This window comes from Massilia cavernae, assembly GCF_003590855.1.
Lineage (GTDB): Bacteria > Pseudomonadota > Gammaproteobacteria > Burkholderiales > Burkholderiaceae_D > Telluria_A > Telluria_A cavernae.
In genome coordinates, this window is record NZ_QYUP01000196.1 from 1 (window position 1) to 15,399 (window position 15,399).

The 15,399-nt window shown below is 64.4% G+C and carries 16 protein-coding genes; all 16 read left to right on the forward strand.

Annotation, left to right across the window (positions count from 1 at the left end; genetic code table 11):
* The coding region (locus D3872_RS24405; protein WP_238473859.1) for a glutamate synthase-related protein at window positions 1–2,469 on the forward strand (2,469 nt) is incomplete at its 5' end.
* Window positions 2,470–2,492: 23 nt separating this feature from the next.
* The gene (locus tag D3872_RS24410; RefSeq protein WP_119813191.1) at window positions 2,493–3,956 is read left to right on the forward strand and encodes a glutamate synthase subunit beta; all 1,464 of its coding nucleotides are present in this window, start codon (window positions 2,493–2,495) and stop codon (window positions 3,954–3,956) included.
* Window positions 3,957–4,336: 380 nt separating this feature from the next.
* Window positions 4,337–5,140 (forward strand): ABC transporter ATP-binding protein, encoded by an 804-nt coding sequence (locus D3872_RS24415; protein WP_119813192.1) that lies wholly within the window; start codon window positions 4,337–4,339, stop codon window positions 5,138–5,140.
* 14 nt (window positions 5,141–5,154) lie between these two features.
* Entirely contained in the window at window positions 5,155–5,922 is a 768-nt protein-coding gene (mlaE, locus tag D3872_RS24420) for a lipid asymmetry maintenance ABC transporter permease subunit MlaE (RefSeq protein ID WP_119813193.1), read from the forward strand.
* 54 nt (window positions 5,923–5,976) lie between these two features.
* Window positions 5,977–6,444: an outer membrane lipid asymmetry maintenance protein MlaD gene (mlaD, locus tag D3872_RS24425; RefSeq protein WP_119813194.1), complete on the forward strand. Its 468-nt coding sequence runs from the start codon at window positions 5,977–5,979 to the stop codon at window positions 6,442–6,444.
* Window positions 6,445–6,447: 3 nt separating this feature from the next.
* Window positions 6,448–7,266 (forward strand): MlaA family lipoprotein, encoded by an 819-nt coding sequence (locus D3872_RS24430; RefSeq protein ID WP_119813195.1) that lies wholly within the window; start codon window positions 6,448–6,450, stop codon window positions 7,264–7,266.
* 77 nt (window positions 7,267–7,343) lie between these two features.
* Window positions 7,344–7,973 (forward strand): MlaC/ttg2D family ABC transporter substrate-binding protein, encoded by a 630-nt coding sequence (locus D3872_RS24435; RefSeq protein ID WP_119813196.1) that lies wholly within the window; start codon window positions 7,344–7,346, stop codon window positions 7,971–7,973.
* An 11-nt stretch (window positions 7,974–7,984) separates the two neighbouring features.
* Complete coding sequence (locus D3872_RS24440) at window positions 7,985–8,263, forward strand: STAS domain-containing protein (RefSeq protein WP_119813197.1); 279 nt, start codon at window positions 7,985–7,987, stop codon at window positions 8,261–8,263.
* Between the two features lie 157 nt (window positions 8,264–8,420).
* The gene (locus tag D3872_RS24445) at window positions 8,421–9,332 is read left to right on the forward strand and encodes an ABC transporter ATP-binding protein (RefSeq protein ID WP_119813205.1); all 912 of its coding nucleotides are present in this window, start codon (window positions 8,421–8,423) and stop codon (window positions 9,330–9,332) included.
* Window positions 9,329–10,096 carry an ABC transporter permease gene (locus D3872_RS24450; RefSeq protein WP_119813198.1) on the forward strand — a complete coding sequence of 256 codons (768 nt, stop codon included), beginning with the start codon at window positions 9,329–9,331 and terminating at the stop codon, window positions 10,094–10,096. Before D3872_RS24445 ends, D3872_RS24450 begins: the two co-directional genes overlap by 4 nt.
* Before the next feature lie 17 nt (window positions 10,097–10,113).
* Window positions 10,114–10,350, forward strand: coding sequence for a BolA family protein (locus D3872_RS24455; protein WP_119813199.1), 237 nt, complete (start codon window positions 10,114–10,116; stop codon window positions 10,348–10,350).
* A 3-nt stretch (window positions 10,351–10,353) separates the two neighbouring features.
* Window positions 10,354–11,604 (forward strand): UDP-N-acetylglucosamine 1-carboxyvinyltransferase, encoded by a 1,251-nt coding sequence (gene murA / locus D3872_RS24460; RefSeq protein WP_119813200.1) that lies wholly within the window; start codon window positions 10,354–10,356, stop codon window positions 11,602–11,604.
* A gap of 3 nt (window positions 11,605–11,607) precedes the next feature.
* Window positions 11,608–12,282, forward strand: coding sequence for an ATP phosphoribosyltransferase (gene hisG, locus D3872_RS24465; protein ID WP_119813201.1), 675 nt, complete (start codon window positions 11,608–11,610; stop codon window positions 12,280–12,282).
* Between the two features lie 4 nt (window positions 12,283–12,286).
* Entirely contained in the window at window positions 12,287–13,603 is a 1,317-nt protein-coding gene (gene hisD / locus D3872_RS24470) for a histidinol dehydrogenase (RefSeq protein ID WP_119813202.1), read from the forward strand.
* Window positions 13,600–14,421: a DNA-methyltransferase gene (locus D3872_RS24475; protein WP_119813203.1), complete on the forward strand. Its 822-nt coding sequence runs from the start codon at window positions 13,600–13,602 to the stop codon at window positions 14,419–14,421. Before hisD ends, D3872_RS24475 begins: the two co-directional genes overlap by 4 nt.
* A gap of 3 nt (window positions 14,422–14,424) precedes the next feature.
* Window positions 14,425–15,399, forward strand: a 975-nt coding sequence (locus tag D3872_RS24480) for a pyridoxal phosphate-dependent aminotransferase (RefSeq protein ID WP_119813204.1), incomplete at its 3' end; no start/stop codon positions are given.

The following is a 15,399-nucleotide window of genomic DNA, read 5'->3' on the forward strand; positions in this document are numbered from 1 at the left end:
TACATGTCCTACTGCGGCGCGCAGATCTTCGAAGCCGTGGGCCTCGACAAGGCCATGGTCGACCGCTACTTCAAGGGCACCCCGTCCAACATCCAGGGCATCAGCCTGTTCGACGTCGCCGAAGAAGCGCTGCGCCTGCACACGCTGGCATTCGGCGACGACCCGCTGCTGGACGACAAGCTCGACGCCGGCGGCGAGTACGCCTTCCGCGTGCGCGGCGAAGACCACATGTGGACGCCGGACGCGATCGCCAAGCTGCAGCACTCCACCCGCAGCAACAACTTCTCGACCTATAAAGAATACGCACAGCTGATCAACGACCAGTCGAAGCGCCACCTGACCCTGCGCGGCCTGTTCGAATTCAAGCTCGACCCGACCCGCGCGATCCCGCTGGAAGAAGTCGAGCCGGCCAAGGAAATCGTCAAGCGCTTCGCCACCGGCGCGATGTCGCTTGGCTCGATCAGCACCGAAGCCCACGCCACGCTGGCGATCGCGATGAACCGCATTGGCGGCAAGTCGAACACCGGCGAAGGCGGCGAGGATCCGGCGCGCTACACGCAGGAACTGAAAGGCATCCCGATCAAGCAGGGCGAGACCATGGCGTCGGTGCTGGGTACGAACCGCGTGGTTGCCGACATCCCGCTGCAGGAAGGCGACTCGCTGCGCTCGCGCATCAAGCAGGTGGCCTCCGGCCGCTTCGGCGTCACCGCCGAGTACCTGAACTCGGCCGACCAGATCCAGATCAAGATGGCCCAGGGCGCCAAGCCTGGCGAAGGCGGCCAGCTGCCGGGCCACAAGGTCTCGGACTACATCGCCAGCCTGCGCTTCTCGGTGCCTGGTGTCGGCCTGATTTCGCCGCCGCCGCACCACGACATCTACTCGATCGAAGACCTGGCGCAGCTGATCCACGACCTGAAGAACGTCAACCCGGCCGCGTCGATCTCGGTGAAGCTGGTGTCGGAAGTGGGCATCGGCACCGTGGCCGCGGGCGTCACCAAGGCCAAGGCCGACCACGTGGTGGTGGCCGGCCATGACGGCGGCACCGGCGCCTCGCCGCTGTCGTCCGTGAAGCACGCAGGCACGCCGTGGGAACTGGGCCTGGCCGAAACCCAGCAGACGCTGGTGCTCAATGGCCTGCGCAGCCGTATCCGCGTACAGGCCGACGGCCAGATGAAGACCGGCCGCGACGTCGTGATCGCAGCGATGCTGGGCGCCGACGAAATCGGCTTCGCCACCGCGCCGCTGGTGGTGGAAGGCTGCATCATGATGCGCAAGTGCCACCTGAATACCTGCCCGGTCGGCGTCGCCACGCAGGACCCGGTGCTGCGCGCGAAGTTCCAGGGCAAGCCTGAGCACGTGGTCAACTACTTCTTCTTCGTCGCCGAAGAAGCGCGCCAGCTGATGGCGCAACTGGGCATCCGCACCTTCCAGGAACTGATCGGCCGCGCCGACCTGCTCGACAAGTCGAAGGCGATCACCCACTGGAAAGCGCAGGGCCTGGACTTCTCCAACATCTTCTACCAGCCGAAGACCGACACCCTGCTGGCGCTGTACCACAACGAGTTCCAGGACCACGGCCTGGTCAAGGCGCTGGACAACAAGCTGATCACGCAGGCGCGCGCCGCGCTGGAAAAGGGCGAACGCGTATCGTTCATCTCGCCGGTGCGCAACGTCAACCGCACCGTCGGCGCGATGCTGTCGGGTGAAGTCGCCAAGCGCTACGGCCATGCCGGGCTGCCGGACGACACCATCCACATCCAGCTGCAAGGCACGGCGGGCCAGTCGGCCGCGGCCTTCCTGGCGGCGGGCATCACCATCGACCTGGTCGGCGAAGGCAACGACTACGTAGGCAAGGGCCTGTCGGGCGGCCGCATCATCGTGCGTCCGAACACCGAGTTCCGCGGCTGGGCGGTGGACAACATCATCGTCGGCAACACCGTGCTGTACGGCGCGATCGCGGGCGAAGCCTTCTTCAACGGCGTCGCTGGCGAACGCTTCGCGGTGCGTAACTCCGGCGCCACGGCGATCGTCGAAGGCTGCGGCGACCATGGCTGCGAATACATGACCGGCGGCACCGTCGTCGTGCTGGGCGCCACCGGCCGCAACTTCGCGGCGGGCATGTCGGGCGGACTGGCGTTTGTGTACGATCCGACGGGCGACTTCGAAAAGAAATGCAACACCGCGATGGTCAACCTCGAGCCTGTGCTCAGCGCCAAGGAACAGGCCGACAAGGCAGGCTGGCACAGCCAGACCCGCGACGGCGAGCGCGAATCGGACGAAGCGATCCTGAAACGTCTGATCGAGCGCCACTTCAAGCACACCGGCAGCACGCGCGCGCGCAACCTGCTCGACGACTGGGCCAGCGCACGCGGCAAGTTCGTCAAGGTGTTCCCGACCGAATACAAGCGGGCGCTTGAAGAGATGCACAACAGCAGCATGGAAGAAGCTGCTGAAAAGATCGCCGCTTAAGAACAAATTACTGAGGAAATATCGTGGGTAAAATCACCGGCTTTATGGAATTTGCGCGTGAAGAAGAAGCGCACCTTGAACCCGCCATCCGGCTCAAGAACTACAAGGAATTCGTGCTGCACCTGAGCGACTCGCAGGCCAAGCACCAGACCGCGCGCTGCATGGACTGCGGCATCCCGTTCTGCCACACGGGCTGCCCGGTCAACAACATCATTCCGGACTGGAACGACCTGGTGTATCACGGCCACTACCGTGCGGCGCTCGACAACCTGCACTCGACCAACAACTTCCCAGAGTTCACCGGCCGCATCTGCCCGGCGCCCTGCGAATCGGCCTGCACCCTGGGCATCTCGGAAGACCCGGTCGGCATCAAGTCGGTCGAGCACAAGATCATCGACACCGGCTGGGAGCACGGCTGGGTGGTACCGCAGCCGCCGGAAGCATTGACCGGCAAGAAGGTCGCCATCGTCGGTTCGGGCCCTGCGGGCCTGGCGGCCGCGCAGCAGCTGGCGCGCGCCGGCCACGCGGTGACGGTCTTCGAGAAGAGCGACCGCATCGGCGGCCTGCTGCGTTACGGCATCCCCGACTTCAAGATGGAAAAGCACCACATCGACCGCCGTGTCGAACAAATGGAAGCTGAAGGCGTGACTTTCCGTACCAGCGTATTGATCGGCAAGGACTTCCCTGCCTCGGTCAACAACTGGGCGAAGGAAACGATTTTCCCTGAAGACCTGGAAAAAGACTTCGACGCCGTGGTGCTGTGTGGCGGCGCCGAGCAGCCGCGCGACCTGCCGGTGCCTGGGCGCGAGCTCAAGGGTGTGCACTTCGCGATGGACTTCCTGCCGCTGCAAAACAAGGTCAACGCGGGCGACAAGGTCAAGGACCAGATCAAGGCGGCCGGCAAGCATGTGGTCGTGATCGGCGGCGGCGATACCGGCTCCGACTGCGTCGGCACCTCGAACCGCCACGGCGCAGCATCGGTGACGCAATTCGAGCTGATGCCGATGCCGCCGGAACAGGAAAACAAGCCGATGGTATGGCCGTACTGGCCGACCAAGCTGCGCACCTCGTCCTCGCACGAGGAAGGCTGCGAGCGCGACTGGGCGGTAGCGACCAAGCGTTTCGAAGGCAAGGGCGGCAAGGTAGAAAAGCTGATCGCCTGCCGCGTCGAATGGAAGGACGGCAAGATGACGGAAGTGCCGGACTCCGAATTCGAGATGAAGGCCGACCTGGTGCTGCTGGCGATGGGCTTCGTTTCGCCGGTACCGCAAGTCCTGACCGCCTTCAACGTCGACAAGGACGCCCGCGGCAACGCGCGCGCCACGACCGACGGCGAAGGCTGCTACAAGACCTCGGCGCCGAATGTCTTTACGGCAGGCGACATGCGCCGCGGGCAATCGCTGGTGGTGTGGGCGATCCGTGAAGGCCGCCAGGCAGCGCGCGCCGTCGATGAATTCCTGATGGGCAGCTCGATCCTTCCGCGCTAATCTAAAGCGTTGCTTAAATCGGGGTCAGACCACCATTTCCGAAACATTGCGGAAATGGTGGTCTGACCCCGATTGTTTCTGACCCCGATTGTTTCAATGGGGTCGTGGTGCGGCGCACCAACATTGCGCTGGACGGGGGGGGCGTTGCAAAAGAGTATGCGTTGACCGGCCGCAAGCGGTGGTCGAACTGGCATATGCATACATACGTGTTTGGTGGTATAATTCTTAACCAAAACAAACACTTACGTCAGGAAATATCTGACTCGCCGGTTAGTAGTGTTGTATTATCGCGTCGCGACACAGCCTGGAAATGGGCCGGCGCAAGCAGCGATTGCCCTTTCTGCACTACAATACCGCATTCCCCAATCTGATCACCGTCCGTGCCTAATCTCGTAGAAATCCGCGATCTCCACTTCGCTTATGGAACCCGATCCATCCTCTCTGATCTGCAGATGGACTTTCCACGTGGCAAGGTTGTGGCTGTCATGGGCGGTTCCGGATGCGGCAAGACCACGGTCCTGCGCCTGATCGGCGGCCAGATCCGCCCCCAGCGCGGCACCGTCACGGTGGCTGGCGAAGTGGTCCACCAGCTCGACACCAAGGGCCTGTACCGCCTGCGCCGCAAGATGGGGATGCTGTTCCAGTTCGGCGCCCTGTTTACCGACCTGTCGGTGTTCGACAACGTCGCCTTCCCGCTGCGCGAGCACACCAACCTGCCGCAGGAACTGATCCGCGACCTGGTTCTGCTCAAGCTTAACGCGGTCGGCCTGCGCAACGCGGCCAAGCTGAAACCCGCCGAGATTTCGGGCGGCATGGCGCGCCGCGTCGCCGTCGCCCGCGCCGTCGCGCTCGACCCTGAACTGATCATGTACGACGAGCCATTCGCCGGCCTCGACCCGATCTCGATGGGCGTCACCGCCAACCTGATCCGCAAGCTCAACGACGCGCTCGGCTCGACCTCGATCCTGGTCTCGCACGACGTCCACGAGTGCTTCGCCATCGCCGATTTCGTCTACTTCATGTCCGCCGGCAAGATCGTCGCGAAAGGCACGCCGGCCGACCTGCGCGTCTCGGACGACCCGTACGTGAAGCAGTTCGTCAACGCCGCGCCGGACGGCCCGGTGCCCTTCCACTACCCGGGCAAGTCGCTGGCCGACGACCTCGGCCTGGGAGCGCGCGCATGAACCCGGTATTGAATATGCTCGAAGCCATCGGCCGCTACGTGCGCGAAAGCGCCGAGCACATCGGCTTTGCAACCCGCTCCTTCGCCACCCTGCTGCGGCTGTCGCCTGGCGCCTTGCGCCGGCCCGCCCTGATTTCCGAGCAGATCCATTTCATCGGCAACTACTCGCTGATCATCATCATCGTGTCCGGCATGTTCGTCGGCATGGTGCTGGGCTTGCAGGGCTACATCACGCTGACGCCCTACGGCGCCGAGCAGAAGCTGGGCCAGGTGGTCGCGCTGTCGCTGGTGCGCGAACTGGGCCCGGTGGTGACCGCGCTGCTGTTCGCCGGCCGCGCCGGCACCTCGCTCACGGCCCAGATCGGCCTGATGAAGGCGGGCGAACAACTGTCCGCGATGGAAATGATGGCGATTAACCCGGTCCAGCGCGTGCTGGCGCCGCGCTTCTGGGCGGGCGTGATCGCCATGCCGGTGCTGGCCACCATCTTCAGCGCCGTCGGCGTGCTGGGCGGCTACCTGGTCGGCGTGCAGCTGATCGGTGTCGACGAAGGCGCGTTCTGGTCGCAGATGCAGGCCAACGTCGATGTCCAGGGCGACATCCTCAACGGCGTACTCAAGAGCTTCATCTTCGGCATCGCCGTGACCTTCACCGCGCTGTTCCAGGGCTACCACGCCCAGCCGACGCCGGAAGACGTGTCCCGCGCCACCACACGCACCGTCGTCATCGCATCGCTCATGGTCTGGGGGCTGGATTTCCTGCTCACCGCCATCATGTTCAATTAATTATTTATACCCGGCAACGCTGCGCCGGGTAAGAAGAAAAGCAAGGAAACTATCATGCATCGCAAAACCATTGACGTTTGGGTTGGCCTCTTCGTGCTGCTGGGGCTGGCCGCCCTGGTCTTCCTCGCGCTCAAGGCGGGCAACATGAGCACCATCTCGTTCGCCAAGACCTACGCCGTGACCGGCAAGTTCGACAACATCGGCGGCCTCAAGCCGCAGGCGCCCGTCAAGAGCGCCGGCGTGGTGGTCGGACGCGTCGGCGCCATCGGCTTTGACGACAAGACTTACCAGGCGCTGGTGACGCTGGAACTCCAGGCGGGCTACAAGTTTCCGAAGGACAGCTCCCTCAAGATCCTGACCGCCGGCTTGCTGGGCGAGCAGTACATCGGAATTGAACCAGGTGGCGATCTCAACAATCTCGCAAATGGCGACCGGATTTCGCGCACCCAGTCGGCCACCGTGCTGGAAGACCTGATCAACAGGTTCATCTACAGCTCGGCGGCCGAAGGCAAAAAGGAATAACACATGCTAGAAACCGTTTCCACCCGCAAGCTGCCGCTGCGCGCCGCCGCGCTGGCCGCCTGCGCGCTGGCGCTGGCGGGTTGTGCCACCAACAACCCGGCCGACCCGCTCGAGCCCTACAACCGCGCCGTCTTCCAGTTCAACGATGCGGTCGACCGCGCCGCCCTCAAACCGGCCGCGACCGCCTACAAGCGCGTGCTGCCGGGCTTCGTGCAAACCGGCGTCAACAACTTCTTCGGTAACATGTCCGACGTCTGGACCGCCGCCAACAACCTGATGCAGGGCAAGGGTGAGCAAGGCATGAGCGACGTCACACGCGTCGCCATGAACTCCACCTTCGGCCTGCTTGGCGTGCTCGACATCGCGTCCGAAGCCGGCCTGCAGAAGCACAACGAAGACTTCGGCCAGACTCTGGGCCGCTGGGGCGTGCCGAGCGGCCCCTACTTCATGCTGCCGATCCTGGGCCCGTCGACCATCCGCGACACCGCCGGCCTGCCGCTCGACCTGGCCGCCGATCCGTGGAACTACAAGGATCCTGTCCACGTGCGCAACATGGGCACGGCGCTGCGCATCGTCGACAAGCGCGCCGAGATCCTGGACGCGTCCAACCTGCTGGAAGAAGCCGCGCTCGACCGCTACGTGTTCATCCGCGACGGCTTCCTGCAGCGGCGCGAGAGCCAGGTGTTCGACGGCGAAGCCAACCCGAAAGCCAAGAAAGCGGCGGCCGGGGATGCGCCATCCGACGCCGGCTCGATCCGCTCCGCCTACGCCGACGATCCGGGCCCGACCCAGCCCGTGTCATCCGAAACCGCTTCGAAGTAGTTAACCGCTGTAATGCTGCCCGCCAACGCGAGCGGGTTGCAGCCCGGAAAACTTGCAAACATTAAAGAAAAGAGCTTATGAAACTGATCAAACAACTACTTGCAGCCGCCACCATGGCCTTCGCCGCCGCCGGCGCGATGGCCGCAGAAGCACCGGATGCGCTGATCAAGCGCATCAGTACCGACGTCATCGAATCCGCCAAGGCCGACAAGGAAATCCAGGCCGGCAACCAGAAGCGGGTGATGGACCTGGTCGAATCCAAGATCCTGCCGCACGTCGATTTCCAGCGCATGACCGCGCTGGCGGCCGGCCGCTTCTGGCGCCAGGCCACTCCCGAGCAGCAACAACAGCTGTCCAACGAATTCAAGACCCTGCTGATCTTCACCTACTCGGGCGCGCTGTCGCAGATCAAGAACGAAACCGTCGAGTTCAAACCCCTGCGCGCCGACCCGGCCGACCAGGAAGTCGAAGTGCGTTCCCAGGTCAACGTCACCCGCGGCGAGCCGATCCAGCTGAACTACCGCCTGTCCAAGAGCGGCGGCGGCTGGAAGATCTTCGACATTAACGTGCTGGGCGCGTGGCTGGTCGAGACCTACAAGGGCACCTTCGCCGCCGAGATCAACAAGTCGGGCATCGACGGCCTGATCAAGGCACTGGCCGAGCGCAACAAGAAGCTCGCCAGCAAGCCGGTCAAGGCAGCCAAGTAAGCGGGGACTGCGTGCACTCGATCGATTCCATCACTGTGGAAAATGCCTCGGCGGCACTTGAGCGCGGCATCAAAGCGCTCAAGGATGGCCAGACGGAATTCGACCTCGGCGCCATCCAGAGCGCGGATTCGGCCGCCGTGGCCGTGCTGCTGGCGTGGAAACGCGCCGCGCGCAAGGCCGGCGCCGAGCTCAGCTTTATCAACATCCCGGAAACCCTGCTCCACCTGACCGAGCTGTACGGGGTCGACGACTTCCTGATCGACAGCCCCGCCGACCTGCATCACCATTGACCTTGCCGTCATGACGCCGGCCACCCGCCGGCGTATTCCCCGGGCCAACTCGCCCACCCCTGATTTCCCCTATAATTGAACGTTTCCCTATTCGGGTCCGGAAGTAAGCACGTCCTGTACGGGCATGCTGTCTATACAGGCGCACACCAAGAAAAGCATGACTGCGATCGAGATTACCAACGTCGAAAAAAGCTACAAGTCCCTCAAGGCCCTGGGCGGCGTTTCGCTGACGATCGAACAGGGCGAGTTCTTCGGCCTGCTCGGTCCCAACGGCGCCGGCAAGACCACCCTGATTTCCACCATCGCGGGCCTGATCCGCCCGGACGCCGGCAGCATTTCGATCCACGGCCACGATGTCGTGAAAGACTTCCGCGAAGCGCGCAAGAAGCTCGGCGTGGTGCCGCAGGAACTGGTGTTCGACCCTTTCTTCACGGTGCGCGAAACGCTGCGCCTGCAGTCGGGTTACTTCGGCCTGAAGAACAACGACAAGTGGATCGACGAGGTCATGGAAAACCTCGACCTGACCAACAAGGCCGACGCCAACATGCGTTCGCTGTCGGGCGGGATGAAGCGCCGTGTGCTGGTGGCGCAGGCGCTGGTGCACAAGCCGCCCGTCATCGTGCTGGACGAGCCGACCGCCGGCGTCGACGTCGAACTGCGCCAGACCCTGTGGAAGTTCATATCGCGCCTGAACCGCGAAGGCCACACCGTGGTGCTGACCACCCACTACCTGGAAGAAGCCCAGGCCATGTGCCAGCGCGTCGCCATGCTCAAGGGCGGCAAGGTGGTCGCCCTCGACAAGATGTCCTCCCTGCTGCGCCGCATCTCCGGCTCGCAGCTGAACGTGCACCTGGCCAGCGGCGACCTCCCGGCCGGCCTGCGCCACCTGGTCTCGCACGACGAACACACCCAGGGCAACAGCTACAGCCTGCGCGTGAACGAATACAGCGAAGTCGAAACCATCCTCGCGCGCCTGCGCGAATCGGGCGCCGTCATCGACGACATGCAGCTGCAGCAGGCCGACCTGGAAGACATCTTTTTGCAAATCATGGAGCGTGGCACGGTATGAACCTCTTTTCCGTAGGCTTCCAGACCCTGTTGTACAAGGAGACGCTGCGCTTCTGGAAGGTCGCCACCCAGACCATCGCCGCACCGATCCTGACCGCCATGCTGTACCTGCTGATCTTCGGTCACGTGCTCGAAGGCCGGGTCGAGGTCTACCCGGGCGTGAGCTACACCGCCTTCCTGGTGCCCGGCCTGGTGATGATGAGCGTCCTGCAGAACGCCTTCGCCAACTCCTCGTCCTCGCTGATTCAATCCAAGATCACCGGCAACCTGGTGTTCATCCTGCTGCCGCCGCTGTCGCACTGGGAGATCATTTCGGCCTACGTGCTGGCCTCCGTCACGCGCGGCCTGGTGGTCGGCGCGGGCGTGTTCATCATCACCGCCTGGTTTGCCGACCTGTCGTTCGTGGCGCCGCTGTGGATCATCGTCTTCGCCCTGATCGGCGCGGCCATCCTCGGCACCCTGGGCGTCATCTGCGGCATCTGGGCCGAGAAGTTCGACCAGCTGGCGGCTTTCCAGAATTTCCTGATCGTGCCCGCCACTTTCCTGGCCGGCGTGTTCTACTCGATTCACTCGCTGCCGCCCTTCTGGCAGGCGGTCTCGCATTTCAACCCGTTCTTTTATATGATTGACGGGTTCCGCCACGGTTTCTTCGGGGTGTCCGACGTATCCCCCTGGACCAGCCTTGGCATTGTTCTAGTATTCTTTGCGGTGCTGGCGGCGTTTGCCGTCAACCTGCTCCAGCGCGGCTACAAGCTGCGCCACTAAATTCCTGAGGACCAATCGTGGAAACCACACCAGAACTGATTCAAAGCTATATCGCCAACGGCCTCGTATGCACCCATCTCGAAGTCGACGGCGACGGCCGCCACTTCAACGCGCTGATCGTGTCCCCCGCGTTCGAAGGCAAGCGCCTGATCCAGCGCCACCAGCTGGTATACGCCGCGCTGGGCGACCGCATGCGGGAAGAGATCCACGCGCTGTCGATGAAGACCCTCACCCCTGCTGAATACCAAGGATAAGACATGGACAAGCTCCAGATTGTTGGCGGCAAGCGCCTGAACGGCGAGATCATCATTTCGGGCGCCAAGAACGCTGCCCTTCCTATCCTGTGCGCGGGCCTGCTGACGGCGGGCGACCTCGAACTGTCGAACGTGCCACGCCTGCACGACGTCAAGACCATGCTCAAGCTGCTCGAGCAGACCGGCCTGAAAGTCGAGCAGGACGACGAGCGCGTCACCCTGAACGGCAGCGCCATTAACAAGCTGGAAGCGCCGTACGAGCTGGTGAAGACCATGCGCGCATCGATCCTGGTGCTCGGCCCCCTGCTGGCGCGCTTCGGCGAAGCCAAGGTGTCGCTGCCGGGCGGCTGCGCGATCGGTTCGCGTCCGGTCGACCAGCACATCAAGGGCCTGCAGGCGCTGGGCGCCGAGATCTCGATCGAAGGCGGCTACATCTACGCCAGGTGCAAGAAGCTCAAGGGCGCGCGCATCCACACCGACATGATCACCGTCACCGGAACCGAGAACCTGCTGATGGCCGCGACGCTGGCCGAAGGCGAAACGGTGCTCGAGAACGCGGCGCGCGAGCCTGAAGTAACCGACCTGGCCAACCTGCTGGTGGCCATGGGCGCGAAGATCGAAGGCATCGGCACCGACCGACTGGTGATCCAGGGCGTGCCGGAACTGCATGGCGCAAAACACGCCGTCATCTCCGACCGCATCGAGGCGGCCACCTTCCTGTGCGCCGTGGCGGCCACCGGCGGCGACATCACCATCACCAACACCCGCACCGACATCTTCGACGTCGCGCTCGACAAGCTGCGCGAGATGGGCCTGCAAATGACCATCGGCGCCGACTCGATCCGCGCCACGATGGATGGGCGCCCTCGCCCGGTGTCGTTCCGCACCACCGAGTACCCGGGCTTCCCGACCGACATGCAGGCCCAGTTCATGGCCGTCAACACCATCGCGTCGGGCACCAGCCGCGTCACCGAGACCATCTTCGAAAACCGCTTCATGCACGTGCAGGAGATGAACCGCCTGGGCGCGTCTATCCAGACCGAGGGCAACACCGCCTACATCAAGGGCGTCGACCGCCTGGTGGGCGCGCCCGTGATGGCGACCGACCTGCGCGCCTCGGCCTCGCTGGTGATCGCCGCGATGGTGGCCAAAGGCACCACCGTGATCGACCGCATCTACCACCTCGACCGCGGCTACGACCGGATGGAAGCCAAGCTGTCGGCAGTCGGCGCAGATGTCATCCGCCTCAAATAATCCATGAGCACATCGACGATCCCGGCCAAGCGCCAGCTCATCCTCGCGCTGTCGAAAGGCCGCATCTTCGAGGACACCATGCCGCTGCTCGAAGCGGCAGGCATCACCGTGCTCGAGAATCCCGAAACCTCGCGCAAGCTGATCCTCGACACCAACGATCCCGGCGTGCGCGTGATCATCGTGCGCGCCAGCGACGTGCCGACCTATGTGCAGTACGGCGCGGCGGACTTCGGCGTGGCCGGCAAGGACGTGCTGCTCGAGCACGGCGGCGAAGGCCTGTACCAGCCCATCGACCTGAAGATCGCCAGCTGCCGCATGTCGGTGGCGGTCAACGCCGGTTTCGACTACGAGACCGCGGTGCGCCAGGGCGCGCGCCTGCGCGTGGCCACCAAGTTCGTGCAGACGGCGCGCGAGCACTTCGCCGCCAAGGGCGTGCACGTCGACCTGATCAAACTGTACGGCTCGATGGAACTGGCGCCGCTGGTGGGCCTGTCCGACGCCATCGTCGACGTGGTCTCCACCGGCAGCACGCTGCGCGCCAATAACCTGGTCGAAGTCGAGACCATCATGGAGATTTCATCGCGCCTGGTGGTCAACCAGGCCGCGCTGAAGCTGAAACGGGAACGACTCCAACCCATCCTCGAAGCGTTCGAACGCGCCTCAAGCAAACAAAGTTAAAGACATGACGATCCAGATCCGCAAACTCGATTCAGGCGAAGCAGGTTTCAACAACAAGCTCACCGCGTTGCTGGCTTTTGAAGCCTCGACAGATGAAGCAATCGAGGGCGCGGTCGCAAGGATCCTGCATGACGTCAAGGCGCGCGGCGACGCCGCCGTGGTCGAATACACCAACCGCTTCGACCGCCGCAACGAAGCGGGCATGGCAGGCTTCGACATTCCCCAGTCCGAGCTGCAGGCGGCGCTGGACAGCCTGCCGGCGGCCCAGCGCGAGGCGCTGCAGGTGGCCGCGCAGCGCATCCGATCCTTCCACGAACGCCAGAAGCAGGAGCTGCAGGGCTTCAGCTATACCGAACCTGACGGTACCGTGCTGGGCCAGCGCATCACGCCGCTCGACCGGGTCGGCATCTACGTCCCGGGCGGCAAGGCTGCCTATCCCTCGTCGGTGCTGATGAACGCGATTCCCGCGCAGGTGGCGGGCGTGGCCGAGATCATCATGGTAGTGCCGGCGCCGGACGGCGTGAAGAACCAGATGGTGCTGGCCGCCGCCGCGATCGCCGGCGTCACCCGCGTGATCACCATCGGCGGCGCCCAGGCGGTCGGCGCGCTGGCCTACGGCACCGACACCATCCAGGCGGTCGACAAGATCGTCGGCCCCGGCAACGCCTACGTGGCCGCCGCCAAGCGCCGCGTATTCGGCACCGTCGGCATCGACATGATCGCCGGCCCGTCCGAAATCCTGGTGCTGTGCGACGGCACCACCGACCCCGACTGGGTGGCGATGGACCTGTTCTCGCAGGCCGAGCACGACGAGCTGGCCCAGGCCATCATGCTGTGCCCCGATGCTGCTTACATCGCCCGCGTCGAGGAGAGCATCCACAAGCTGCTGCCGACCATGCCGCGCCATGAGACTATCCGCACTTCGATGACCGACCGCGGTGCGCTGGTGAAGGTACGCGACATGGATGAAGCCTGCGAGATCGCCAACGCCATCGCCGCCGAACACCTGGAAATCTCGGCGGAGAACCCGCAGCAGTGGGCCGACAAGATCCGCCACGCGGGCGCGATGTTCCTGGGCCGCTTCTCGTCCGAGTCGCTGGGCGACTACTGCTGCGGCCCGAACCACGTGCTGCCGACCTCGCGCACCGCGCGCTTCTCGTCGCCGCTGGGCGTGTACGACTTCCAGAAACGCTCCTCCGTCATTTTCGTGAGCGAGGCGGGCGCCCAGACGCTGGGCAAGGTCGCGGCCGAACTGGCTTACGGCGAAGGCCTGCAGGCGCATGCCCGCAGCGCCGAACTGCGCCTGAAGCAGCAGCCATGAGCGGCTGGATCAACCAGGTGTTCTGCGAGGATGCGCTGACAGGCCTCGCGCGCATCCCGGACGGTTCCGTCGACCTGATCCTGACCGACCCGCCCTACAACCTGGGCAAGGACTACGGCAACGCATCCGACCGGCAAAGCGTCGACGCCTACCTGGCCTGGACCGAGCAATGGATCGACGCCGCCCTGCCCAAGCTGAAACCCAACGGCAGCCTGTACATCTTCCTGACCTGGCGCTTCTCGCCCGAGATCTTCGTGATGCTGAAGAAGCGCATGGCGATGATGAACGAGATTATCTGGGACCGCCGCGTGCCCTCGATGGGCGGCAGCGTGCGCAGTTTCTCGTCGGTGCACGACACCATTGGCTTTTTTGTCAACCGCAAGGACTACTACTTCGACCTCGACGCCGTGCGCATCCCCTACGACGCGGCCACCAAGAAGGCCAGGTCGCGCTCGATTTTCGTCGGCGCCAAGTGGCTGGAAGTGGGCTACAACCCGAAGGACCTGTGGAGCGTGTCGCGCCTGCACCGCGAGCACCCGGAACGCGCCGACCATCCGACCCAGAAGCCGCTCGAGATCATCGAGCGCATGGTCAAGGCCTCATGCCCGCCCGGCGGCGTGGTGCTCGACCCCTTCATGGGCAGCGGCACCACCGCGCTGGCAGCCCGGCGCTGCGGCCGCAACTTCGTCGGCTTCGAGCTGAATTCCGAATATTGTGCCATCATCGACAGTCGCCTTGCCGGTCCCGCGCCGGAACCGGTCCGCAAGGCGGCGAAACGCAAGGCCGCCAGCCCGCTGGCCACGGCCAACCAGGAGTAATGAATGACTTTCATCGATAAGCTGATCGACAACACCATCCGCCCCGACGTACGCGCGATGGGCAGCTACCACGTGCCGGACGCCAGCGGCTACATCAAGCTCGACGCGATGGAGAACCCGTACCAGCTGCCGGACGCGCTGCGCGCCGAACTGGGTGCGCGGCTGGCGGACGCGGTGCTGAACCGCTACCCGGTGCCTAGCTACGCCACGCTGAAGCAGAAGATCTGCGCGAAGCTGGGCGTCCCAGGCGGCTACGACGTCATCCTCGGCAACGGCTCGGACGAGATCATCAGCATCATCGCCAGCGCCGTCGCGCGCACCGACAAGCGCGCCGTGATCATGGCGCCGGTGCCCGCCTTCGTGATGTTCCAGCGCTCGGCCCAGATGGCCGGCTGCGACTTCGTCGGCGTGCCGCTCAAGAGCGACTTCTCGCTCGACAAGGTTGCGATGCTGGCCGCGATCGCCGAGCACCGGCCGGCCGCCGTGTTCCTGGCCTACCCCAACAACCCGACCGGCAACCTGTTCGACGCAGCCGACATGGTGGCGGTCATCGAGGCGCTGGGCGACACCGGCATCGCCATCGTCGACGAGGCCTACGAGCCGTTCGCCCAGTCCAGCTTCATGGCGCGCCTGCCGCAACACCCCAACCTGGTGGTGATGCGCACCCTGTCCAAGCTTGGCCTGGCCGGCATCCGCCTCGGCTACATGTCGGCCGCGCCCAAGCTGCTGGAGCAGTTCGACAAGGTGCGCCCGCCCTACAACGTGAATGTCCTGACCCAGGCCGCGGCCGAATTCGCGCTCGACCACGTCGACGTGCTGAACGCCCAGGCCGACGCCCTGAACGAGGCGCGCACCGCGCTGTCCAACGCACTGGCGGCCCTGCCCGGCGTCACCGTTTTCCCGTCGCGCGCCAACTTCCTGCTGGTGCGCGTACCGGATGCCGATGGTGCCTGCGCGAAACTCCTCGCGGACAAGGTC